Genomic DNA, 22,386 nt, shown 5'->3' with positions numbered 1-22,386 from the left:
ATCGACGAGCTGCGGTCCTACATCGGCCGGGACCTGGCGGCCGACATCGCCGCCCTACTGGCCAGCCCCGCGACCTTCGACGGCCGACCTGTCAAGGCCGCCGACATCGCGGTGATCGTGGAGAAGCGCAAGGACGCCCGGACCTGCTTCGCCGCACTGACCGAGGCCGGCATTCCGACGGTGTACACCGGTGACTCCGATGTGTTCGACTCCGAGGCGTGCGACGACTGGCTGGCCATGCTGGAGGCGTTCGACCAGCCGCACCGGACCGGTGTGGTCCGCGCCGCCGCTACCACGATGTTCCTCGGCTACTCCGCCGAAGACCTTGCTGCCCAGGGCGACTCGCTGACCGACACCGTCGCCGAAACCATCCGGGAGTGGGCCGACCACGCCCGGGCCTGCGGGGTGGCCGCGGTGTTCGAGGCCGCCCGGCTGGGTGGGATGGCCGAACGCACGCTGGCCTACCGCGACGGCGAGCGGTACATGACCGATATGGCGCACGTGACCCAGCTGCTGCAGGAAGCCGCACATGCCGAGCACCTCACCCTGCCCGCCCTGCGCGACTGGCTGCGTGATCGCCGCGACGAGGGCAGGGGCAGCACCGAGTACAGCAAGCGGCTGGAGCGCGACGCGGCGGCGGTTCAGGTGCTGACCGTGCACGGGAGCAAGGGTCTGCAGTTCCCGATCGTCTACCTGCCCTTCGCGTTCAACCGCAACGTCCAGCAGCGTGACGAGGTGCTGTTCCACGACGGGCAGAACCGATGCCTGCACATCGGTGGCCGGGGCAGCGCCGACTACGCCGCCGTGCAGGTGCTCGGCCGTCGCGAGTCCGCCGGTGACGACAGCCGGCTGATGTACGTCGCGATGACCCGCGCGCAGGCCCAGCTGGTGGCCTGGTGGGCGCCGTCCAGGGACGAACCCAACGGCGGTCTGTCCCGGCTGCTGCGCGGCCGCCTGCCCGGTGAGACCCACATTCCCGATCAGTGCGGCACCAAGACCCTCACCGATGACCAAGCGCTGCAACGGTTCCGGGAGTGGGAGACCAAGGGTGGTCCGTCGGTCGAGGAGGCCCTGATCGCCCCGATCGCCGCGCTGCCCGGCGAGCAGCCGTCCGGCGACCTCGCGGTGCGGCACTTCCACCGCGGCATCGACACCGGCTGGCGGCGCACGTCCTACTCCGGTCTGGTGCGCTCCGCGCAGGAGGCAGCCGGGGTGAGCAGCGAGCCCGAAGTCGTCGAACTCGACGACGAGGTGCCCGACATGCCGCTGGTCACTCCGGCCGCCGGTGCGGACGTCCCGTCGCCGATGGCCGAGATGCCGACCGGCGCGAAGTTCGGCAGCCTCGTGCACGCGGTGCTGGAGACCGCCGACCCGTTCGCCCACGACCTGGCTGCCGAATTGCGCACCCATATCGACAAGCACTCGGTGTGGTGGCCGGTCGACGTGCCGGCCGCCGACCTGGCCGCCGCGCTGGTGCCGATGCACGACACACCGCTCGGCCCGCTGGCCGGCAACCTCACCCTGCGCGGGATCGGATTGACGGATCGGTTGTGCGAGATGGACTTCGAGTTCCCGCTGGCCGGTGGTGACCTGCGCGGCGCGGTTCGTGACAGAGAAGTCCCCGACATCCGGCTGGCCGACGTGGGCCGCCTGCTGGGGGCTCACCTGCCGGCCGCTGATCCGCTGGCCTCCTACGCCGACCGGCTCACCGACGACACCCTGGGCCGCCAGTTGCTGCGCGGCTACCTCAACGGCTCGCTGGACGTCGTGTTCCGGGTCCCGGACGGCGCGGGCGACGGTGCGGGCCACCGCTACCTGGTGGCGGACTACAAAACCAACTGGCTTGGCGAGGCGGGCCGGCCGCTCACCGCGGCCGACTACAGCCCCGCCCGGATGGCCGAAGCCATGCTGCACTCCGACTATCCGCTGCAGGCGCTGCTGTATTCGGTGGTGCTGCACCGGTTCCTGCGCTGGCGGCAGCCCGGCTACGAGCCGGACCGGCACCTGGGCGGTGTGCTGTATCTGTTCCTGCGCGGGATGTGCGGGCCGGACACTCCGGTCAGCGACGGCACCCCCGCCGGAGTGTTCGGCTGGCGGCCCCCGACGGATCTGGTGCTGGCGCTCTCAGATCTGTTCGACGGACGCACGGTGCACCAGTGAGCGCCCCGCTGACCGACGCTGCCGACTGGCGGCGCAGCGTCGCCGCCGAAGGCCTGCTGGCGGAGTTCAACGCCGCCGATGTCATCGAGTCCGCCGACGTGCTGGTGGCCCGGCGGTTGACCGAACTGGCCAAGGATTCCGACCAACGGGTGGCGCTGGCGCTGGCGTTCGTGGTGCGCGCCGTGCGCGGCGGATCGGTGTGTGTGGACCTCGCCCAGATCGAACGGCAGGTCGGCGTCGCGGGCCTGCCGTGGCCCGAGCCCGCCGAATGGGTCGCCGCCGTGGCGAACAGCGTGCTGGCCGCTGACCCGCCGGTGCTGCACGTCGACGACGTCGGCGGGGCTGGCATGCTGTACCTGGACCGGTACTGGATCGAGGAGTGCCGGGTCGCCGAAGACGTGTTGGCGCTGGCCGCACACCGGCGGTACGGCGCCGCGCCGGACACCGCCCGGCTGTTCCCGGACAGCTACGCCGAGCAGCGCGCCGCCGCCGCGGTGGCGTTGTCCCGGTCGCTGACAGTGCTGACGGGCGGTCCCGGCACCGGCAAGACCACCACCGTCGCGCGGTTGCTGGCGCTGCTCGCCGAGCAGGCGGCGCTGGACGGGCGGCCGCCGTTGCGGATCGCGCTGGCGGCACCGACAGGCAAGGCGGCCGCCCGGCTGCTGGAGGCGGTGCAGAACGAAGTGGACGCTCTGCACCCCGCGGACCGGGCCCGGTTGCCGGTGTTGCGCGCCACCACGCTGCACCGGCTGTTGGGCAGCCGGCCTGACACCTCGTCGCGGTTCCGGCACCACCGCGACAATCGGCTGCCGCACGACGTGATCGTGGTCGACGAGACGTCGATGGTGTCGCTGACGATGATGGCCCGGCTGCTGGAGGCGGTCCGGCCGGAATCACGGCTGGTGCTCGTCGGCGACCCCGACCAGTTGGCGTCGGTGGAGGCCGGTGCAGTGCTGGCGGATCTGGTGGAAGGGCTCGCCGCCGCCGCGCCCACCGACGACAGCCCGATCGCCACGCTGGTGACCCCGCACCGGTTCGGCCAGTCCATCGGATCGCTGGCCGGCGCGATCCGGGACGGCGACGCCGAGGCCGCGCTGGAGGTGCTGGCCGCGGGTGGTGAGCACATCGAGTGGGTCAACAGCGACCAGCCGGCCGGGGTGCTGCGGAAAATCCTTGTGCCGCATGCCCTCGCGCTGCGGGAGGCCGCCGTGCTCGGCGATGCTGAGGCGGCGCTGCGGACCCTCGACGAGCACCGGATGTTGTGCGCGCACCGCCGCGGCCCCTACGGCGTGGACTACTGGAACCGGCAGACCGAACGCTGGCTGGCCGAACAGACCGACATGCCGCTGTGGGCACCGTGGTACCCCGGTCGCCCGGTGCTGGTGACCGCCAACGACTACGGGCTGAGTCTCTACAACGGCGACACCGGGGTGGCGGTGCAGCGCGACGGCGTGCTGCGCGTGGTGATGACCTGTTCGGGCGGTCCGGTGGAAATGGCTACCAGCCGGTTGTCCGACATCGACACCATGCATGCCATGACCATTCACAAGAGCCAGGGCAGCCAGGCCACCGAGGTCACCGTGCTGATGCCACCGCCGGATTCGCGGCTGCTGACCCGCGAACTGCTCTACACCGCGGTCACCCGGGCGCGGGAGAAGGTGCGGGTGATCGGCACCGCCGATCAGGTGCGCACCGCGGTGGGCCGCCGCGCGTTGCGGGCCAGCGGGCTGGCCGGGCGGCTCCGGAACCGCGCCGGCGTCACACCCGGTGCAGGGTGACCTCGCCCAGCGACCCGTCGTCGACGACCGCGGTCATGTAGGTGTGGAACGGCTGGCGGCGCCGGTCGGTCGGTGAGCCCGGGTTGAGCAACCGCAAGCTTGATCCGGCGGTGGTGTCCCACGGGATGTGGCTGTGCCCGAACACCAGCACGTCGGTGTCGGGGTAGGCCGCCGCCATCCGCGCTTCGCGGCCCTTGGACTGCCCCGTCTCGTGCACCACGGTGAACCGCACCCCGGCCAGCGTCACATCGGCGCGTTCGGGCAGCCGGGACCGCAACGCCGGACCGTCGTTGTTACCCCAGCAGCCGACCAGGCGGGACGAGCGCTGCTGAAGTTCGTCCAGCAGGTCCACGTGCACCCAGTCCCCGGCGTGCACCACGACGTCGGCGCTGTCCACCTCCGCCCACAGCGGCGCCGGCAGGTCGCGGGCGCGGTGCGGAAGGTGGGTGTCGGACATCAGCACGATGCGCATGCGTCACCGTACTTCGGCCCGCACTTCTGGCCCGCACTTCTGGCCCGCACTTCTGGCCTGCACTTCTCCTGGGCGCTGTTGCCTTCGGCGCCGCTCTGCGCGGCGCTGTTCCCGCTGATCCTGACGGCCAACCGGCCGCGCGCCTAGGCTGGAAGAAACAGGAGGCCATCATGACAAGCGAAGGCACCATCAACGATGTCGAAAAACGCTGGCGCGACCCTGCGGCGCTGCGTGCTGCAGCCAGATACGTCGGCATCGTGCTCATCTTGGCGGCCGTGGCCTTCGCCACCACCGTGGTGACGCGCTCGCTGGTGGCCGGGGTACTTGTTCCGGCAATCCTGTTCGTCGGCGGGATTGGCGCGTTCGTGCGCACCATTGCGGTCTGGCGCGCCGAAGGCGTCTGGGTGATCTGGCAGGCAGCCGGCTGGATTCTGCTCTCGCTGTTCTTCATCTTCCTCGGCGTGCCGTTCGCGGTCCGCTGACGGCGAGGCATTCAGGCCTCACCCCGCCATACTCATCGGTGTGACCGATGACCACCCGCTGTCCGGTGTCCGGATTGTCGAGATCTCCAGCTTCGTCGCGGTGCCGCTGGCCGGGATGACACTGGCCCAACTGGGCGCCGAGGTGGTTCGCATCGACCCGGTCGGCGGGGCCGCCGACTACCACCGCTGGCCGCTGACTGACGCCGGTGACAGCATTTACTGGGCCGGGCTGAACAAGGGCAAGCGGTCGATGGAGGTGGACCTCCGCTCGCCCGAAGGCCAGCACCTGGTCCAGCGGCTGATCGCGGCGGCCGATGTTTTCATCACCAATGTCACAGGGCGGCAGTGGCATTGCTACGAGGAGCTGCGGACGCTGCGGCCCGATCTGATCCACCTGGAGGTGGTGGGCCGCGCTGACGGATCGACGGGGGTGGACTACACCGTCAACGCCGCCACCGGGTTCCCGTTGGTCACCGGCCCGGCCGACCACCTCGGGCCGGTCAACCACGTGATGCCGTCCTGGGATGTCAGCTGCGGTCTGTACGCGGCGCTGGCCGTCGTGACAGCGCTGCGCCGCCGCGATACCACCGGGCGGGGCGGCAGTATCCGGCTGCCGCTCGACGATGTGGCGCTGGCGACCGCGGCCAACCTCGGTTTCCTCACCGAGGTGATGGTCAACGGTGAGCAGCGGCCCCGGTTGGGCAACGCGGTGTTCGGCCAGTACGGCCAGGACTTCACCAGCAGCGACGGCGTGGCCTTCATGGTGGTGGCGTTGACCCCGCGGCACTTCGCCGACCTCACCGCGCTCACCGGAACCACCAACGCCGTTGCGGCGGTGGCCGATACGCTCGGCGCCGACTTCACCGACGAGGGCCAGCGCTATGAGCATCGCGGTGTGCTCAGCGCGTTGTTCGCCGCATGGTTCCGCCGCTGCACCACCGACGAAGTCACCGCCGCGTTGGCGGGCAGTTCGGTGCTCTGGGAGCGCTACCAGAGCTTCGCCGAGGTGTCCGCCAGCCCGAGGGTGACGGCCAATCCGTTGTTCAGCCGCCTGGAGCAGCCGCGGATCGGTGCTTACCTGGCGCCGGGCTTGCCGATGTCGTTCGACGGCAACCACATCCGGCCCGCGCCCGCGCCGGCTCTCGGCGTCGATAACCAGGCGGTACTGCGCGAATGGCTGGACGAATGACGGGCAGTGCGCTGACCCGGCTGTTGGCCGTGACACCGACCGGTGCGGACATTTTCGACGGTGAGCCCAACGGTCCCGCGGGCAAGCGCGCCTACGGCGGCCACCTCGCCGCCCAGACGCTGGCATCGGCCTGCCGCACCGTCACGGGAGACCGGGTGCCGACGAGTCTGCACGTGCAGTTCCTGCGCGGCGGGGACGCCGGTGTGCCGGTGCGCTACGAAGTGGAACGCACCCACGACGGACGGACGACATCGTCGCGCCGGGTACTGGGCCGGCAAGAGGAGCGAGTGCTGGTCAGCGCCACCGCACTGTTCGCGGTGCCCGCCAAGGGCCCGCAGCACTCCGACAGCACCGCCGCAGAAGACCCGCAGCAGCTTGCGCGGACCGGACCGATCGGCCCGGCGCCGTCCTTGCCGTTGGAAGAGATCGACATTCGTATCCGCGACTCCGGCGAAGGCCCGGGCTTCGTTCGCCGACTGTGGTGGCGGATCACCGCGGATCTGCCCGACGATCCGATGCTGCACGCCGGCATCGCGGTCTACGTCACCGATATCTACGGCGTGGATTCGATTCTGGCCGTGCACGGCTACTCGATGACAGACCGCAGTCACCACGCCGCAACGACGGACTCATCGACGTGGTTCCACGGCCCGATTCGTGCGGACCGATGGAACCTACTGGAGACTCGGTCGCCGGCGGCCGCGCGGGGACGCGGCGTGGTGACAGCCGGTCTGTACGACGCGCACGGAAGCCGGCTGGCCACTCTCGTTCACGAGGGCCAGGTCGTCAGACGGACGACGACCGGACGGGACTTAGCCCGGGGCAATCCCTAGGCCGCAGGGCGCCAGTGCTGCTTATAGGTCTCGATGTCCGCTGGCTTGTCCATCGTGACGTTGATCATCGCCTTATCGCGTCGGATGATCGAGCGCATGGTGAGCCCGAGCAAGACGACCGCGACGATCGCTGCACAGAGCAGGAACAGGGGATGGGTGGCGAAATACTGTGTCATGAGAGTTCCTAATCCTTCGGAGGCGTTGCCAAGGCCTGCGTAGACGTCAATTGCTGGCGTCTGACTCCATAGTGGGGCAGGTCGCCCGTGTATGGGGCCATAAGGAGTGACGGAAGTGTGACGGAGGTCACTTCACGCTAAAGTTCGGCGACCTCGTGCTCCAGCAATTCGGCCAGCCGGGCTCGCGCGGCGGCCCTGCGGGTGGGCAGGTGTCCTGACGGGAACGGACCGTCGACCGGCTCGTACTCCTTGAGGGTGCGCCGGGCCACCGTCAGCTTGTGCACCTCGGTGGGCCCGTCGGCGATGGCCAGTGACTCCGCGGCGACCATCATCTTGACGAACGGCATCTCGTCGGACACCCCCAGTGCGCCGTGCAGGTGCATGGCGCGCTGCACCACGTCGTGCAACACCGCGGGCATGGCTACCTTCACCGCGGCGATGTCGCGGCGTACCTTCTGGTAGTCGTGGTACCGGTCGATCTTCCAGGCGGTGCGCAGCACCAGCAGTCGGAACTGCTCGATCTGGATCCAGCTGTCGGCGATCTTCTCCTGCGTCATCTGGAAGTCGCCGAGCGTGCCCTGGCGCGTCTGTCGCGACACCGCCCGTTCGCACATCATGTCGAAGGCCCTGCGCGTCAACGCGATCGTGCGCATGGCGTGGTGCACCCGGCCGCCGCCGAGCCGGGTCTGGGCGATCGCGAACGCCTGCCCCTCCCCGCCGAGCACGTGATCGGCCGGCACCCGCACGTCGGTGTAGCGGACGTACCCGTGTGAGGCGTGCGCTGAGGACTCTCCTCCCACTCCGACGTTGCGGATGATCTCCAGGCCGGGTGTCTCGGCCGGGACGATGAACAGCGACATCTTCTGGTGCGTGCGGGCTTCCGGGTTGGTGACCGCCATGACGATGAAGAACGAAGCGAACCGGGCGTTGGAGGAGAACCACTTCTCGCCGTTGATCACCCAGTCGTCGCCGTCGCGCACGGCAGAGGTGGTGAACAGGCCCGGATCGGAGCCGCCGTGCGGTTCGGTCATCGAGTAGCAGGACGAGATCTCGCCGTCGAGCAGCGGCTGCAGGTAGCGCTTCTTCTGCTCCTCGGTGCCGAACAGCGCCAGAATCTCGGCGTTGCCCGAGTCGGGGGCTTGAGAACCGAAAACCGAAGGAGCCCAACGGGACCGGCCGACGATCTCATTGAGCAGCGCGAGCTTCACCTGCCCGTAGCCCTGGCCGCCCAGCTCCGGGCTCAGGTGCGCCGCCCACAGGCCCTGGTCGCGGACTTTCTGTTGCAGCGGCCGCAGCACCCGCATCAGGTCGGGGTTCTGCTTGTCGTAGGGGTCCAGCGGGGCGAGGTCCAGGGGTTCGAGGTCGGTGCGCATGAACTCCTCGACCCAGTCGAGCTTGGCCTGATATTCCGGGTCGGTCTCGAAATCCCACATGGTCCCAAGTCTCCCGGGTTACCCGGGGCCGTCGACAGCGAATACGGCATGCTGACAACCGTGTTGCTGCTCAGCCGTATCACCGGTCAGCAGGTGCTGACCGGCGACGGCCGGGTCATCGGACGGCTCGATGATCTGACCGTTCGACTCGACGGCAGCGGCACCGCACACTTGGTGGAACGGCTGGTACTGCGGCGTCCCCCGGCCGCGTCCGGACCGGGGCGCCGAACGAGCGACGGGCGCACCGCGCTGGCGGACTGGGATACCGTGACCGATTTCCGCGCCGCCCGGGTGGTGATGTCCGTCGACCCGGACGGCCTGGACAGCGGTCTGCCCGAGGCGTTGGCGCCCGATGAGATCCTGCTCAAACGCGACGTGCTGGACACCCAGATCGTCGACGTCGTCGGCCAACGGCTGGCCCGGGTCGCCGACGTGGTGCTGGCCCGCACCGCGGACGGCCGGCTGGAACTGCTGGGCGTCGAGGTCGGTTTCGGCGGTGTGCTGCGGCGCCTCGGTCTGCCCCGGGCACCCGTCGGAGAGGACATCGTCGCCTGGTCCGACCTGCACCTGACCTCCGAGCGGGGGCATGCGGTGCAGCTGTCCACCCCGCGTGCCGCCGTGCACCGCCTCGATGCCCGCGGCCTGGCTGGTCTAGTGAGCCGGATGGACACTGCCTCGGCCACCGAGATCCTGGCCGCGAAGGAGCCGGCAGTGGCCGCCGAGACCGTCCGTACGGTGCACCCCGACGTAGGGGAGCGGATGCTGCGCGCGATGCCTCGCCACCTGGCCGAGCGGATCGTCGCCTCGATGCCCGCCGAGCACGCCGGGCACTGGCAGCACCGGCTGGCGCGCCACCGGCCGTGGCGAGGGCGACGGTTCCTGCGCTCCGGGGTGTGGCCGCATCGTCGCCACCTGATCCGCGACCCGCACCGGTGAGCCGGGTGAGGCTTCCGCCGCGGTGGGCGGCGCTGTTGGCCGTGCTCGGCCCCGGGCTGCTGGCCGGCCTGTCCGACGACGACCCGGCCGGCATCACCACCTACTCGGTGCTCGGCGCCGAGCACGGTTACCAACTGCTGTGGGTGCTGCTGTTGTCCACCGTTGCGCTGGTCATCTTCCACGGGCTGGCGGCGCGGATGGGCGTGGTCACCGGGCAGGGTCTGATCGGCCTGGTGCGCCAGCGCTACGGCGTGCGGGTCGGCGGCGCGGTGCTGACCGCCCTGGTGGTGGCCAACGTCGGGACGACGTGCGCCGAATTCGCCGGTATCGCAGTGGGTTTCGAGCTGTTCGGGGTGAGCCGCTACGTCAGCGTCCCGGTGGCTGCGGCAGCGGTGTCGCTGCTGGTGCTGCGCGGCAGCTTCCGCCGGGTGGAGCGGCTGCTGCTGATGCTGTCCACGGTGTTTCTCGCCTACATCGTCTCGGGTTTCATGGCCGGCCCGGACTGGGGGGCGGCGCTGCACGGCACGTTCGTGCCGACGATGCCGATGACCGGTGAGGCGATCGCGATCGTCACCGCCACGCTGGGCACCACGTTGGCGCCGTGGGGGCTGTCGTTCATGCAGTCCTACGCGGTGGACAAGAAGCTGCGCACCGAGGACCTGCCGCTGGAGCGCATCGACGTCGTCACCGGCGCGGTGCTCACCGGGGTGATCGGCTTCTTTGTCGTGGTGGCGTGCGCGGCCACCCTGCACCGCGACGGCCGCAGCATCACCGACGCCGCCGACGCCGCGGTGGCGCTGGAACCGCTTGCGGGAGAGGCCGCTTCACGACTGTTCGCGATCGGGCTGATCGGTGCGTCCATCCTCGCGGCGTCGATCCTGCCGCTGTCCACCGCCTACTCGGTGTGTGAGTACGCCGGAGTGGAAGCCGCGATCGACGATCCCTACCGCGAGGCGCGGACGTTCTACCTCACCTACGCGGTGATCACGCTGATCGGGGTGGCGCTGGTGCTGACACCGAACGCCCCGCTGGTGTCCATCCTGGTGGGCACGCAGGTGCTCAACGCGGTGCTGCTGGTGCCGCTGCTCTTCGCGATGGTCGGGCTGGGCAGGGATCGGGACTTGATGGGCGGCTTCGCGATCAGACCGGCCGGCACGGTGGTGTACGCGGCGACCACCGCCGCGGTCGTGGTGTGCGTGATCACGCTGGGGGTGACTCAACTCCTCGGTTAGCCTCACTCCGATGCCCATCGAGGTGCGGACGGCCGGCCGGGACGATGTCGCCGCTCTGGCGACGACGCTGGCGCGCGCCTTCCAGGACGATCCGGTATTCCGGTGGCTGCAGCCCGACCCGGTACGACGCGCGGCGGCGCTGCCGAGTCTCTTCGCTGCGATGGCGAGGCACCACTTCCTGGCCGGTGCCGGCGTGCAGGTGGCGACCTCGAAACTCGGGGTCGGTGCGGCCGCGCTGTGGGATCCGCCCGGGAAATGGGCGCAGCACCCCGTCCAGCAAATCGCGATGCTGCCGGCGGTGCTCCGCACGTTCCGCGGCCGGGTGGGTGCGGCCCGTGCGCTCAGCGAGGAGATGAAGGCCAACCATCCCGAAGAACCGCACTGGTACCTGGCGGTGATCGGCAGCGACCCGGCGATGCGCGGAGGGGGCTACGGCGCGGCGCTGATGCGCGCCAGGCTCGACCGGTGCGACGCCGACGGCGCACCGGCGTACCTGGAGTCCAGCAACCCCGACAACATCGCGTACTACCTGCGGTTCGGCTTCGAGGTCACCGGGGAGTTCTCGGCGGCCGGCGGGCCGCCGCTGTGGCCCATGTGGCGAAGGCCACGATAGGGAGTCGGGTCCCGGGTCAGGCGTCTTTGCCCCGGAAGACTTCCTTGGCCTTGTCCACCGCGTGGGTGGCGATGTCAGTGGAGTCCTCGACGATGGCGCCCACGCCCCCGGCGACGTCGCCCTTGATGATCTGGCCCGCGTCCTCAACGATGTCGGCCGCCTTCTCCACGGTGTGCGCGGCGACGTCCCTGGCGGCCTGGAAAGCGTGCTTGGGATCGATGGCCATGAGAGCCCCTTAGTCCTGGTAGTGGGTATTTCTGCGACTGTAGTCCCCCCGCCGGCTTCCTGTCGCGGGCGGTTTAGCCAGCGGACCCCGCGGGCAACCACGAATTCATGCCCGACATCGACGACCCCATCGGCGACACCCTCGGACCGGCCGAAGCGCTGGACTCCGACGAGGTGCGCAACGACGACGGCGACATCGTGGTGGACCCGCCCGACGACTGGAGCGAGGCCGACAAGTTCGGTATGACCGCCCGCGAGCAGCGTGAGGGCGAATCGCTCGACGCCAGGCTGGCCGAGGAGGAACCGGACGTCCAACCCGAGGACATCGGGGACGTGGTGACAACGGACCTGCCGGCCGGCCGCGCGCACCGCGGTCAGATCAGCGGGACGCCCGAAGACGGCGACTCGCTCTATGACGTCGTGGAGTGACGGACGTCGTGGAGTGACGGAACGTCCTGGAGTGACTATCGGGGAGTGACTACTGAGGCGGGGCCGGGGGTGCCGGTTCATCCGGGGCCGGCACAACCTCCGGCGCCGGTTCGGTCGGCGGTGGCGGCGGCGGCGGCGGGGCGATGATCGAGGTGTACTCCGGGGCGACCACGAACCCCACACCCTCACGGGTGTTCAGACAGGCCACCACACCATCGGCGTCCACGCCGCAGAAGGTCGACCGGAAACTCAGCCGGGTTTTGGGCGGCAGCGGTTTCACCGGACCGGCGGCGGCATACGGCGACGACGCCCCGGTCGAGGTGAATGCCGGCACCCCGCTGGGTCCGGCGCTGACCAGAGTGACCCCCTCCGGCGCGCCGGGCAGCAGGCCCGCGCAGCCGTAGTCGCCCTTGAGGGCGTCGAGCACGCAGACCACTCCGGCGGGACCGGCGAAGGCGTACCACTTGCCGCCGTTGACTGTGTAGTCAGCCGGGTTCACCGGGGCATATGCCGCGACGTTCGGAACCGCCGGTGCGGGCGCGGGATCGGCGACTGCGGTGGCCGCTCCGATCAGACTGCTACCTGCGGCAATGGCGGTGATCAGGACGTTTCTGAGTGACACCAGTCCACTGTATCCAACTCCCGCCACCAACTCACACCGATACTTCAGCGGTGGTGTTGCGCAGGCTCACCCTGAACTGCATCACCTTGTACGGCCACCCGTGTGCGGTGTTCCATTGCGACACAACCAGTCCCACGCCACCGACGGTATCCAGCCGACTGCCGGGCAGCAGGTAACCGCCGTACAGCTGCGCCACCAGGCATCCGTCGTGGTCCTCGCCGTCCCACGCGCAGCCCAGGACCGGCCGCTGCACCGGCATGTCCGCCAGACTCGACGTCGGGTGCGCGATCGTGCGATATCCCAGCGCATAGGACGACGACAGAAATCCACCGAGAACCCATGTGCCGCAATCGAAGCGGCGAAGCGATAGCTCACCCCAGGTTTCCCCGGGCGGGGTGATGACGCCGGCTTCCTCACCCCATATGCCGTCGCACCAGGCCAGGTACCGGGACTGGTCCCCGATGTGCGCGGGCCGTACGCGGCGCAGGATTAGGCCCTTGTTCCGCTGAAACCCGGTGGACACCACATACACCCAGCCGTCTTCTGCGTCGTAGTCCCAGGTCCAGCACTGCGCGTGACCGCCGTACAGCCCGGCCGCGAACTTCGCCTCCTTGCCGAGGTGCCGCCAGGAGTGACCGTTGTCCTCGGACCGCCAGATCTCGGTCCACACCACGTTGTGCAACCCCTGGTTGACGATGGCGTGCAGGTAGAGGGTGTCGCCGACGCGCAGCAGATCGGAGGGGATGACGGTGCTGATCCCGCGGCGCAGCAGGCCGGGTGAGGTGCGGTGCCGGTAGGGCCACAGTTGCCGGGCGTAGCGGACATCTCCTCCGCCGGCCTGGTGATACTCGATCGGACGGATGGCGTCGCCGGTGCCGAGGAGGATCACCGGGGAACGCCAGTCACCGGAACCCACCCGGTTGCCGGAGAAGGTGTCGCCGAAGACCGACACCAGAGTCCCGTCGGCGGCGGACACCGTCGCGCCCAGGTCGGTGCACATGGCGCCGAAATGATCGGTCAGCCCGGGACCGGTGAGGTCCTTGACTTTGCCGGTGAATCCGCCGGCGGTGCGGACCAGTGCCATTCGGGCAGGGTAGTCGGCGCCGCTGGCAGGCGTTTACTCGCAGGCCCGCAGCACCACCATGGCCCGAGCTTGAACGCGCAGCGGGTCCCCGGCCTTCACCGCCGCCGCCTCGGCCACCTCGCCTGGGCCGGCCGCGGTGTCGACGACGGGCTGCCAAGCCACCCCGAATTCTGAAGGTGGCAGAACGAATTCGATGGGCTCGCGGTGGGCGCGTTGAAGCACATCGTGAACGAGTCGTCGGTGACCCGGCGCCCGCGGGCGTCGAGGTCCGGGATGCCTTGGCCGTTGAGGTAGACCGTCACCGATTTACCGAACCCGGAGTCCCAGTCCTCGTCGCTCATCTCCGTGCCGTCGGGCCGGAACCAGGTGATGTCGGGCAGGCCTTCTCTGCCGCGCTGCCGGACCGGCCGGCCGTTGAAGATCCGCTTGCGGCGGAACACCGGATGCGCGGCCCGCAGCGCGGCCACCGCAGTGGTGAAGTGCAGCAGCTGGGTATCGGCGTTCCCCCAGTCGACCCAGGTGATGCCGTTGTCCTGGCAGTAGCCGTTGTTGTTTCCGCTCTGACTGCGGCCCACTTCGTCGCCGTGACAGATCATCGGAACACCCTGGGACAGAAGCAGAGTGGTGAGGAAGTTGCGCTGCTGACGGCTGCGCAGCGCGTTGATCTCCGGGCGACAGCCCACGATCGAGCAGCACCGCGTCGTTGGCGAAGTGATGCACGGGCATCAGCTCGATCGCGGTGGCGCCCAGGGCGTTGAGATGGTCGATGATCGCGGGGTGGGCGATCGCCGAATAGGTGCCCCGGATCTCCTCCGGAATGTCCGGGTGAGTTTGGGTGAGACCCTTGATGTGTGCTTCGTAGATGACGCTGTCGGCGTACTCCCGCTGCGGCGGCCGGTCCACCCCCCAGTCAAAAAACGGGTTGATCACCACGCATTTGGGCATCGCGGCCGCGGAGTCCTCGTCGTTGCGGCCATCCGGATCGCCGAAGTCGTAGCCGAATAGTGACTGCTGCCAGTCGAACTGGCCGTCGATGGCCTTCGCGTAGGGGTCGAGCAGAAGCTTGTTCGGATTGCACCGGTAGCCGCCGGCCGGGTCGTACGGACCGTGCACCCGGTAGCCGTAGCGCTGGCCGGGCTCGGCGCTGGGCAGGTAGCCGTGCCAGATGAAGCCGTCCACCTCGGGCAGGGTCACCCGGGTCTCGGCGCCGTCAGCGTCGAACAGGCACAACTCGACCCGCTCGGCGGCCTCGGAGAACACCGCGAAGTTGGTGCCCAGACCGTCGTAGTTGGCGCCGAGTGGATAGGGGGTTGCGGGCCGGCGGCCGAGACAGTTGTCGCTCAAAGGCGGGCAACAGTGGTGGTGACTCCCGGACCGGCGTCAGCTGCTACTGCTACTGCTTGTGCCGCTGCGCCAGCCGGCGACGCCCACCGCGACCATCGTCAGCTGCTTGACGGCGGTGCGTTTGATCTCGGCCAGCGCGGCGGCATCCGTCGCGTCCTCGAGGGCCTCGGCGGTGATGATCATCGAGTTGACGAACAGGCTGGCCAGGATGTTGAGGTCCTCGGTGCTCCAGGTGTTCAAGCCGCCGGGGAACCGGGCCAGGTCAGTCGCCAGTTCGGAAGTGATCAGCCGGATCTCGGTGCGGATCGCGTAGCGCAGCACTGTCACCCCGCTGGACCGCTCGCGGACGATGAACCGCCAGTGATCGCGTTGCTCGGTGACGCTGGCGGTGAGGATCTCCACGCTGGACTGCACCACCCGGTTGAGGTCGAGCTCCCCGGACCGCGCGATGCGCAGCATGTCCCGAAGCGACCGGAACGACTCGTCGATGAGAACGAGGCCGAGGGCTTCCATCGAGTCGAAATGCCGGTAGAAGGCCGCGGGCACGATGCCGGCGGCGCGGGTGACCTCACGCAGGCTCAGTGCGCTGAAGCTGCGCTCCTCGAGCAGGGTCAAAGCCGCCCCGATGATCGCCCGCCGGGTGGCTTCCTTGCGCGCCTCGCGCGTTAGCGTCTCGTCGGGACGGATGCGGGAGCGGGTCCTCGCCGACCTCTCATGCCGACTGGGTGTACGACTATTCACTGGTGTGAACCGTAACACAGGCACCATTCGCCCTTGACGCGACGAATCCAGCGAGTAATTGTGTACATATGTTCACTCAAACTATGCCGGGCTTCCGTTCCCGGCTGGTCGGTCTGCTCGCCGGGCCGCACGGCGTGGACCGCTACACCGAACTCGTCGACCCGATGTGGACCAGTGAGGTGCGCGCCACCGTGATGCGCGTCCGCCGATCCACTCCGCGCAGTGTCACGCTGTGGCTTGCGCCTAACCACCCGGTCCCGTTCGTGGCGGGGCAGTACCTCACCGTCACCGTCGAGATCGACGGCCGCCGCCACACCCGGTGCTACTCGCCGGCGAACGCGCAGGGCGATCAGGTGATCGAACTGACCGTCGCGCGCCACGACGGGGGTGTGGTCTCGGAATATCTGCATCGGGCAGCCCGCCGCGGCCTCACCGTCACGCTGTCGCCCGCGGCCGGCGACTTCGTGTTGCCGACCCCGCGCCCGCGCCGATTGCTGCTGATCGCCGGCGGCAGCGGTATCACCCCGGTGATGTCGATTCTGCGGACCTTGCAGGAGCACTGGCACGGCGGTGAGATCGCGCTGCTCTACTACACCCGCACCTTGGCGGATGCCTGCTACCGCGAGCAACTGGCGATCATGCCGGACGTGACGGTGTTGCACGGCTGCACCCGCGGTCCCGGTGGCGACGTCAAGGGCCACTTCGACGAGCGGCACCTGCCGGCGGCAATGGCCGACCCCGACACGGTGTACGTCTGCGGCCCGCCGGCACTGGTCGAGGCCGTTCGCCGACACCATCCGGCGGCGGTTGCCGAGAGCTTCGCTCCGGCGCCGCTGGTGGTCCCGGATGCTCCGGCGGCCGGACGGATCACGTTCAGTCGCAGCGGTATTGACATCGACAACGACGGACAACCGCTGCTCAACCAAGCCGAAGCGGCCGGCCTGACGCCGCAGAACGGATGCCGCATGGGCATCTGCCACACCTGTACCCGCCGCAAGGTCCACGGCGTGGTGCGCAACGTCACCACCGGCGTGCTGTCCACCGACGACGACGAGGCGGTGCGGATCTGCGTCTCCGCGCCGGTCGGCGACGTCGAGATCGATCTGTAGCCAACACCGTCCGCAGCCAACACATTCGGAGAAGGGAACCGACATGTCACACACCCCCACCCTCACCCCCGACCAACTCGACGCCTTCGGCCGCGAACTCGACGCCATCAGGGACGAGATCCTCGCCGACCTCGGTCAGGTCGACGTCGACTACATCCGCCGGGTGGTCAAAGCCCAGCGGGCCATGGAAGTCGCCGGCCGCGCCATCGTCTGGTTTCCGCTGACCTGGTTGCCGGGCACCGCCCTGCTGTCGGTCTCGAAGATCCTCGACAACATGGAGATCGGCCACAACATCATGCATGGCCAGTACGAATGGACCGGCGATCCGTCGCTGTCCGGCCAGACTTTCGAATGGGACACCGCGTGCCCGGCCAACCACTGGCGGCACTCCCACAATTTCACTCACCACACCTTCACCAACATCGTCGGGATGGACCGCGACATCGGCTACGGCATCCTGCGGATGAGCGACGAGCAGCCCTGGCGCCCTTACTATCTCGGTAACCCGGTGTACGCGCTCCTGCTGATGGTGCTGTTCCAGTACGGGGTGGCGCTACATGAACTGGAGACCGAACGCATCGCCTCCGGTGAGATCAGCGTGCTGGACAAGCGCGAGGTTCTCCAGGAGGTGTGGGCCAAGACCAGCAAGCAGGTGCTCAAGGACTACGTGGCCTTCCCGCTGCTCGCCGGGCCATTCGCCCCATTCGTCTTCGCGGGGAACATGACCGCCAACCTGGTGCGCAACGTGTGGGCATACTCGATCATCTTCTGCGGGCACTTCCCGGAGGGCACGAGTGAGTTCTCGGTCGAGCAGACCCGCAACGAGAGCCGCGGCCAGTGGTACTACCGGCAGATTCTCGGTTCGGCCAACCTGACCGGCGGCAAGCTGTTCCACGTCCTGTCCGGCAACCTGTCCCACCAGATCGAGCACCATCTGTTCCCGGACATCCCGGCCCGCCGCTACGCCGAGATCGCCCCGCAGGTGCGGGAAATCTGTCAGCGCTACGGCCTGCCCTACAACTCCGGCCCGCTGCCCAAGCAGTTCGCGAGCGTGGTCCGCAAGATCACCCGACTCGCGCTGCCCACGCGACGGCAGGCCAAGCCGGTTGTCGAGAAGCGAATGGCCGCTGCCTGAATCGGCCAAGACTGCAACGGGATTGGGATCGGCAGCTCAACCGTTCGCTACAGTGGCGGTCATGGCGTGGCTGCGGCAGCGGGACGGGGTTACCTGCGGCCCCAGCGTTGCGGTGATGGCCGCAGCGCTGCTGGACGCCGACTACGGTGCGGCCCTGCGCGACGACGCCGCACAGCAATGGTTCGACGCCGAGCAGGGCCGGGTGCACCGGGCGGTCAACGTGGTGTGGCCGCGGGCGCTGGGCACCACGCCGGCCGGCATCGCCCGAGCGCTCAACGAACACAGCGATGTGCCCTACCGCTGGCGTCCGGTGTGGCGGCGGGACCCGATGGCCGATGTGTGTGCGGCGCTGGCCGGGGGGCGGCCGGTGGCGATGCTGATCGGCTCGTCGATTCCCCGGCACTGGGTGCTGATCACCCGCATCGACGGCGACATGTTGCAGTGCTACGAGCCCTCGTCCGGCCAGCTGGTCGCGGTCCCGGTGCACGCCGTGCGGGATGGACGCCTGCAGGGACTGGGCTTTCCCCGGCCGTTCGCCTTCGTACTGCCGAAGCGGGCCTAAGCGCCGGGGCTGGCGTGCAACAGCGCGATCGACGCGGCCACTGCCGGCTCGATCATCCCCGACGGCGGCGCTCCGTCCTCGACCGTCTGCGCGGTGAGCTCGCGCAACCCGCCGACCAGGATCACCGCGGCAGCAGCAGACAGCGGCCCCACGCCCGCCCGCGCGAACCCCGGGCCGGCGCTGAGTTCGGTGAGCAGGGCGGCAAGCGTGCCGAAGCTGCGGCGCAGCGTCGGCCGGGCGCCCTCACCGAGCGCGGGCAGTTCGCGGATCCAGCTCAGCGTGACGGCCGGGGCGGCTTCGATGGTGTGGACGTAGGCCGTGACGGCTTGGCGCACCTGGTCCTGCCACGGCGCTGCCGGATCGATGGCCCCGCGCAATGCCGCCGCCAGGTCTTCGTTGTTGGCGTGCAGCAGCTCGACGAAGCACTCCTCCTTGGTGGCGAAGTGGTCGTAGAAGGTGCGCTTGGAGGTGCGTGCGTGACGCACCACGTCGGCCACGGTGGTCTCCCGGTAACCGCGATCCTCGATGGAGGCGGCCAGCCCGTCGAGCAGGCGGCGCCGGAAACCCGGGGCGGTCTGGCCGGGCTGCTCCGTCTGCTCGGTGGCCGGTGTGCTCACCGGGGCTCCTCCCTTGTCAAGCCTTGGTACTGCAGAGTACCGTGACCGTCAAGCGATTGGTACACCTTGGTACCGCACCCATGGGAGGTCTCGATGACGCAGGCGCCGACGGTGAACTCGCAGACCGGTGGCGTGCATCTGCCGCCGGCGCCCCGGCTGCCCCGGCCGCTGGTGGCCCTGGGATTCGTCGGCGCCCGGCGACCCACCGTCGGGTGGCTCACCCATCGCTACGGCCCTGCCGTGACGATGCGGATTCCGGTGTTCGGCGATACGGTCATGGTCACCGATCCGGTACTGGCCAAGCAGGTATTCACCACCAGTCCGGAAGTGCTGCACAACATTCAGCCCAATCTGAGCAGGCTGCTGGGCGAAGGGTCGGTGTTCGGTCTGGAGGGCGCGCAGCACCGCCGTCGCCGCAAGCTGCTCACCCCACCGCTGCACGGCCGCAGCATCGCCGCCTACGAGCGCATCGTCGAGGAGGAGACGATGCGCGAGATGGCCTCCTGGCCCGAGGGCGCTGAGTTCGCCACCCTGGAACCGATGATGCGGATCACCCTCAACGTGATCCTCCGCGCGGTGTTCGGCGCCGACGGCGCGGAGTTGCATCAGTTGCGCGAACTGCTGCCGAAGTGGGTGACGCTGGGCTCCCGGCTGGCCCTGTTCCCCACCCCGGTGCGGACGCCGGGCCGGTGGAGCCCGTGGAAGCGGCTGGAGTCCTACCGCAAGACCTATGAGGCGCTGATCGACGCCCTCATCACCCGGACGCGCCAGGATCCGCATTTCGAAGACCGTACCGACGTGCTGACGCTGTTCCTGCGATCGACCTACGACGACGGTACGGCGATGACCCGCACCGAGATCGGCGACGAACTGCTGACACTGCTGGCGGCCGGGCACGAGACCACGGCATCCACGCTGGCGTGGGCTTTCGAACGGATCTCGCGGCATCCGGAGGTGCTGGAGCGGCTGGTCGCCGAGGCGGCGGGCGCGGACAACACCTATCGGCAGGCCACCATCCTGGAAGTTCAGCGCAACCGGACGGTCATCGACTTCGCCGGCCGCGACGTCGCGGTGCCGACGTACGAACTCGGCGAATGGCTACTGCCGCAGGGGTTCTCGATCCTGGTGAGCTTGCTGCAGCTGCACCGCGACCCGCAGATCTACCCCGACCCGGAGCGGTTCGACCCGCAGCGCTTCATCGACGACAAGCCGAGCACCTACTCCTGGGTGCCGTTCGGCGGCGGCACCCGCCGCTGCGTCGGCGCGGCGTTCGCGAACATGGAAATGGACGTCGTCCTGCGAATGGTGCTGCAGCACTTCACGATCCGCACCACGACGGCACCAGGGGAGAAGTGGCACCATCGCGGCGTGGCGTTCACGCCGAAGAAGGGCGGCCGGATCGCGGTCTTCCGCCGAGCTACCCCGCTCGGCTAGGTCCGATGGCCGGGCCGCTATCGCGCCCGGCTGGGTCCGATGGCCGGGCCGCTATCGCGCCCGGCTGGGTCCGATGGCCGGGCCGCTATCGCGCCCGGCTGAGGTCCATCGCCAGGAAGTCGTGCCGCCACAGGTCCTCGAACAGTTCCAGGGCGGTGTACTCCAGAGCGGCCTGATCGGTGCTGGCCAGCACGCCGCTGCGCGCGACCCGCTGCGCGATCTCGCGGATGGTGCGGTCGCCGTCGATCTGCTGAGCGAAAGCCAGGTGGGTGGGGTCCAGCTTGAGCCGCCAACCCGGCCGGGAGATCTGATCGCCCCGGACGCCGCACCGCAGCCGCAGCAACGGCACATAATCCAGTGCGCCGCTTGAGGAGAAGTCGATCCGGTAGCTCTTCTCAGCGCGCTCCGGGTGGCAGGCCAGGAAGAAGTGGCAGCCGTTGAGCGTCTTGATCCGTTCCATGACCGCCCAGATCTTCTCCTTGGGCAGTTCGTTGACCGCCGTGTAGAAGCTGTTGCCGGGCTCGGTGAGCGTCGGCGGGTAGTAGGACGTCTTGAGGAACCAGTCCTGGAACACCAGCCCGGCGGAGTCCACCAGGTCCAGGCAGTCATCGACGGTGTAGCTGCGGTCGCGGCCGTGCAGGAAGGTGTCGACCATGCCGGCATCGAACGCGAGGTCCGGCGCGATCGACATATAGCTGCGCACCGGATGCTGCGGCCCCAGCGCGGCGATGGCCTCCTTGACCATCGCCAGCGATTCCTCGTCCTGCTTGAGGTCCAGGTCCCGGAAAATAGCCTGCATCAGTTCGACACCGGCCCGGCCGTAGCGGGCGTAGAGCATGATCGCGGCAACGCCGTCGGGCCGCAGGACGTCGGCGAGCGCCTTCATGCCGACCTTGGGCTTGGCCAGGTGGTGCAGTACGCCCGTCGACATGATCAGGTCGAACTTCTTGTCGAGGGTGGCGACCTCTTCGATGGGAAGCAGTTTGAGCTGAAGGTTCTTCAGCGCGTACTTGTCCTTGAGGAACTTGGTGTGGTCCAGCGACGGCTGGCTCACGTCGATGGCGACGACCTTGGCGGCGGGGTTGGTGTACGCGAGCACCGCTGCCTGGTTGGTGCCGCAGCCGGCGATGAGGATGTCGATGTCGGCCTGGTAGGGACGGTCGGGCCACAGAATCCGGTGCGCGTGACTGGGGTCGAACCACTGCCAGTTGCGGCTGAGCCAGGTCTCCAGATTCTGGATCGGCTCGGGATAGGTCCACTTCTCGTACTGGCGGGCGACCAGGTCAGCGCGGGGGTCGGTCATCGGTCGTGCTCCTTGACAGGCTCGATCAGCGGTTGCGGATGAGCGGGTTTGACTTGAGGACGGGCAGCGGGAAGAGGTAATCGCTCTGGGTGTCGTCCAGGCTGTCGTACAGGCCCAGGGTGTAGACACCGGCCTCTTTGACGCGCATCGGGACGTACTGAGTGAAGACCCGGAACTTCACCGGTGTTGGCGGGTTGTCGTCCCAGTGCCAGCTGAACTCGAGGCTGCCGACGCGCTCGCCGTCCGGCGAGTTGGCGATGATGACCTTCACCGGGTCATAATCGGTCCCGCCCAGCGTCGTGACCGCGACCACCATCGGGACGGTGATCTGAGCGGGGAAGTTGTTGACGTAGCACGCGGTCATCGGGAAACCCTTGACGTGGATGCCGCCGTCGGCCTCCTCCACGGCGCTCAGCGACGGCGCGAACGCGACGACCCGCATGCTCTCTCCCCTCGGCCTGTTTTATGTTGCCGGGC

General features: G+C 68.9%; 24 protein-coding genes and 1 pseudogene. 13 read left to right on the top strand and 12 right to left on the bottom strand.

The window, feature by feature from the left end:
* Positions 1-2,160 (top strand): 3'-5' exonuclease (locus ADBZ6I_RS01740; protein WP_526380239.1); only part of this gene is annotated, 2,160 nt, incomplete at its 5' end.
* Complete coding sequence (gene recD, locus ADBZ6I_RS01735; RefSeq protein ID WP_526380237.1) at positions 2,157-3,938, top strand: exodeoxyribonuclease V subunit alpha; 1,782 nt, start codon at positions 2,157-2,159, stop codon at positions 3,936-3,938. The genes ADBZ6I_RS01740 and recD, both read left to right, overlap by 4 nt.
* On the opposite strand, the gene ADBZ6I_RS01730 is transcribed toward recD, so the two are convergent.
* Positions 3,919-4,410 (bottom strand): metallophosphoesterase family protein, encoded by a 492-nt coding sequence (locus ADBZ6I_RS01730; RefSeq protein WP_526380235.1) that lies wholly within the window; start codon positions 4,408-4,410, stop codon positions 3,919-3,921. The two genes, recD and ADBZ6I_RS01730, sit on opposite strands and share 20 nt — an antisense overlap.
* 170 nt (positions 4,411-4,580) lie before the next feature.
* On the opposite strand from ADBZ6I_RS01730, the gene ADBZ6I_RS01725 reads away from it, so the two are divergent.
* From ADBZ6I_RS01725 to ADBZ6I_RS01715, 3 genes are read left to right on the top strand one after another with little or no spacing between them, the layout of a single operon-like run.
* Positions 4,581-4,892, top strand: a complete 312-nt coding sequence (locus ADBZ6I_RS01725) for a hypothetical protein (RefSeq protein ID WP_526380233.1) — start codon at positions 4,581-4,583, stop codon at positions 4,890-4,892.
* A 34-nt stretch (positions 4,893-4,926) separates the two neighbouring features.
* Positions 4,927-6,081 carry a CoA transferase gene (locus ADBZ6I_RS01720; RefSeq protein WP_526380243.1) on the top strand — a complete coding sequence of 385 codons (1,155 nt, stop codon included), beginning with the start codon at positions 4,927-4,929 and terminating at the stop codon, positions 6,079-6,081.
* Positions 6,078-6,914 (top strand): acyl-CoA thioesterase, encoded by an 837-nt coding sequence (locus ADBZ6I_RS01715; protein ID WP_526380231.1) that lies wholly within the window; start codon positions 6,078-6,080, stop codon positions 6,912-6,914. The genes ADBZ6I_RS01720 and ADBZ6I_RS01715 overlap by 4 nt, the downstream gene beginning before the upstream one ends.
* Here the strand turns inward: ADBZ6I_RS01715 and ADBZ6I_RS01710 are convergent.
* The gene (locus ADBZ6I_RS01710; protein ID WP_526380229.1) at positions 6,911-7,090 is read right to left on the bottom strand and encodes a hypothetical protein; all 180 of its coding nucleotides are present in this window, start codon (positions 7,088-7,090) and stop codon (positions 6,911-6,913) included. The two genes, ADBZ6I_RS01715 and ADBZ6I_RS01710, sit on opposite strands and share 4 nt — an antisense overlap.
* Before the next feature lie 137 nt (positions 7,091-7,227).
* On the bottom strand, positions 7,228-8,523 hold the full coding sequence (locus ADBZ6I_RS01705) for an acyl-CoA dehydrogenase family protein (RefSeq protein WP_526380227.1): 1,296 nt from the start codon (positions 8,521-8,523) through the stop codon (positions 7,228-7,230).
* Between the two features lie 48 nt (positions 8,524-8,571).
* Here ADBZ6I_RS01705 and ADBZ6I_RS01700 point away from each other — a divergent pair, with 48 nt between their 5' ends.
* The 3 genes from ADBZ6I_RS01700 to ADBZ6I_RS01690 are packed head-to-tail and all read left to right on the top strand — an operon-like array spanning position 8,572 to position 11,304.
* Positions 8,572-9,459, top strand: coding sequence for a magnesium transporter (locus tag ADBZ6I_RS01700; protein ID WP_526380225.1), 888 nt, complete (start codon positions 8,572-8,574; stop codon positions 9,457-9,459).
* Between the two features lie 5 nt (positions 9,460-9,464).
* Positions 9,465-10,691, top strand: a complete 1,227-nt coding sequence (locus ADBZ6I_RS01695) for an NRAMP family divalent metal transporter (protein ID WP_526380223.1) — start codon at positions 9,465-9,467, stop codon at positions 10,689-10,691.
* A gap of 10 nt (positions 10,692-10,701) precedes the next feature.
* A complete protein-coding gene (locus ADBZ6I_RS01690; RefSeq protein WP_526380221.1) occupies positions 10,702-11,304 on the top strand; it encodes a GNAT family N-acetyltransferase in 603 nt (200 codons plus the stop codon).
* A gap of 16 nt (positions 11,305-11,320) precedes the next feature.
* Here the strand turns inward: ADBZ6I_RS01690 and ADBZ6I_RS01685 are convergent, their stop codons facing one another.
* The gene (locus ADBZ6I_RS01685; protein WP_526380219.1) at positions 11,321-11,530 is read right to left on the bottom strand and encodes an Rv1893 family protein; all 210 of its coding nucleotides are present in this window, start codon (positions 11,528-11,530) and stop codon (positions 11,321-11,323) included.
* A 107-nt stretch (positions 11,531-11,637) separates the two neighbouring features.
* Here ADBZ6I_RS01685 and ADBZ6I_RS01680 point away from each other — a divergent pair, with 107 nt between their 5' ends.
* A complete protein-coding gene (locus tag ADBZ6I_RS01680) occupies positions 11,638-11,958 on the top strand; it encodes a hypothetical protein (protein WP_526380217.1) in 321 nt (106 codons plus the stop codon).
* A gap of 49 nt (positions 11,959-12,007) precedes the next feature.
* Here ADBZ6I_RS01680 and ADBZ6I_RS01675 read toward each other — a convergent pair whose 3' ends face one another.
* The 5 genes and pseudogenes from ADBZ6I_RS01675 to ADBZ6I_RS01655 form a co-directional block, all read right to left on the bottom strand.
* Positions 12,008-12,580, bottom strand: a complete 573-nt coding sequence (locus ADBZ6I_RS01675) for a hypothetical protein (protein ID WP_526380215.1) — start codon at positions 12,578-12,580, stop codon at positions 12,008-12,010.
* A 31-nt stretch (positions 12,581-12,611) separates the two neighbouring features.
* Positions 12,612-13,664, bottom strand: coding sequence for a DUF4185 domain-containing protein (locus tag ADBZ6I_RS01670; RefSeq protein WP_526380213.1), 1,053 nt, complete (start codon positions 13,662-13,664; stop codon positions 12,612-12,614).
* A gap of 33 nt (positions 13,665-13,697) precedes the next feature.
* Complete coding sequence (locus ADBZ6I_RS01665; protein WP_526380245.1) at positions 13,698-13,826, bottom strand: hypothetical protein; 129 nt, start codon at positions 13,824-13,826, stop codon at positions 13,698-13,700.
* A gap of 15 nt (positions 13,827-13,841) precedes the next feature.
* A pseudogene (locus ADBZ6I_RS01660) lies at positions 13,842-15,008 on the bottom strand (hypothetical protein); the annotation flags it as partial.
* 36 nt (positions 15,009-15,044) lie between these two features.
* Positions 15,045-15,749, bottom strand: a complete 705-nt coding sequence (locus tag ADBZ6I_RS01655) for a TetR/AcrR family transcriptional regulator (RefSeq protein WP_526380211.1) — start codon at positions 15,747-15,749, stop codon at positions 15,045-15,047.
* Between the two features lie 68 nt (positions 15,750-15,817).
* Here ADBZ6I_RS01655 and ADBZ6I_RS01650 point away from each other — a divergent pair, with 68 nt between their 5' ends.
* From ADBZ6I_RS01650 to ADBZ6I_RS01640, 3 genes are all read left to right on the top strand, one after another.
* Entirely contained in the window at positions 15,818-16,858 is a 1,041-nt protein-coding gene (locus tag ADBZ6I_RS01650) for a flavin reductase family protein (protein WP_526380209.1), read from the top strand.
* 43 nt (positions 16,859-16,901) lie between these two features.
* A complete protein-coding gene (locus ADBZ6I_RS01645) occupies positions 16,902-17,993 on the top strand; it encodes a fatty acid desaturase family protein (protein ID WP_526380207.1) in 1,092 nt (363 codons plus the stop codon).
* A gap of 61 nt (positions 17,994-18,054) precedes the next feature.
* Positions 18,055-18,555, top strand: a complete 501-nt coding sequence (locus ADBZ6I_RS01640) for a hypothetical protein (RefSeq protein WP_526380205.1) — start codon at positions 18,055-18,057, stop codon at positions 18,553-18,555.
* Here the strand turns inward: ADBZ6I_RS01640 and ADBZ6I_RS01635 are convergent.
* Positions 18,552-19,172: a TetR/AcrR family transcriptional regulator gene (locus ADBZ6I_RS01635; RefSeq protein ID WP_526380203.1), complete on the bottom strand. Its 621-nt coding sequence runs from the start codon at positions 19,170-19,172 to the stop codon at positions 18,552-18,554. The two genes, ADBZ6I_RS01640 and ADBZ6I_RS01635, sit on opposite strands and share 4 nt — an antisense overlap.
* Before the next feature lie 93 nt (positions 19,173-19,265).
* Between ADBZ6I_RS01635 and ADBZ6I_RS01630 the strand changes: the two genes are divergently transcribed.
* Positions 19,266-20,606 carry a cytochrome P450 gene (locus tag ADBZ6I_RS01630; RefSeq protein WP_526380201.1) on the top strand — a complete coding sequence of 447 codons (1,341 nt, stop codon included), beginning with the start codon at positions 19,266-19,268 and terminating at the stop codon, positions 20,604-20,606.
* An 85-nt stretch (positions 20,607-20,691) separates the two neighbouring features.
* On the opposite strand, the gene ADBZ6I_RS01625 is transcribed toward ADBZ6I_RS01630, so the two are convergent.
* Both ADBZ6I_RS01625 and ADBZ6I_RS01620 read right to left on the bottom strand, forming a co-directional pair.
* Positions 20,692-21,909, bottom strand: a complete 1,218-nt coding sequence (locus ADBZ6I_RS01625) for a class I SAM-dependent methyltransferase (RefSeq protein ID WP_526380199.1) — start codon at positions 21,907-21,909, stop codon at positions 20,692-20,694.
* Positions 21,910-21,934: 25 nt separating this feature from the next.
* Complete coding sequence (locus tag ADBZ6I_RS01620; RefSeq protein ID WP_526380197.1) at positions 21,935-22,351, bottom strand: hypothetical protein; 417 nt, start codon at positions 22,349-22,351, stop codon at positions 21,935-21,937.
* Between the last annotated feature and the right edge of the window lie 35 nt (positions 22,352-22,386).

This window comes from Mycobacterium sp. (genome assembly GCF_044342925.1).
Taxonomy (GTDB): Bacteria; Actinomycetota; Actinomycetes; order Mycobacteriales; family Mycobacteriaceae; genus Mycobacterium.
This window is presented reverse-complemented; position numbering and strand designations above follow the sequence as displayed.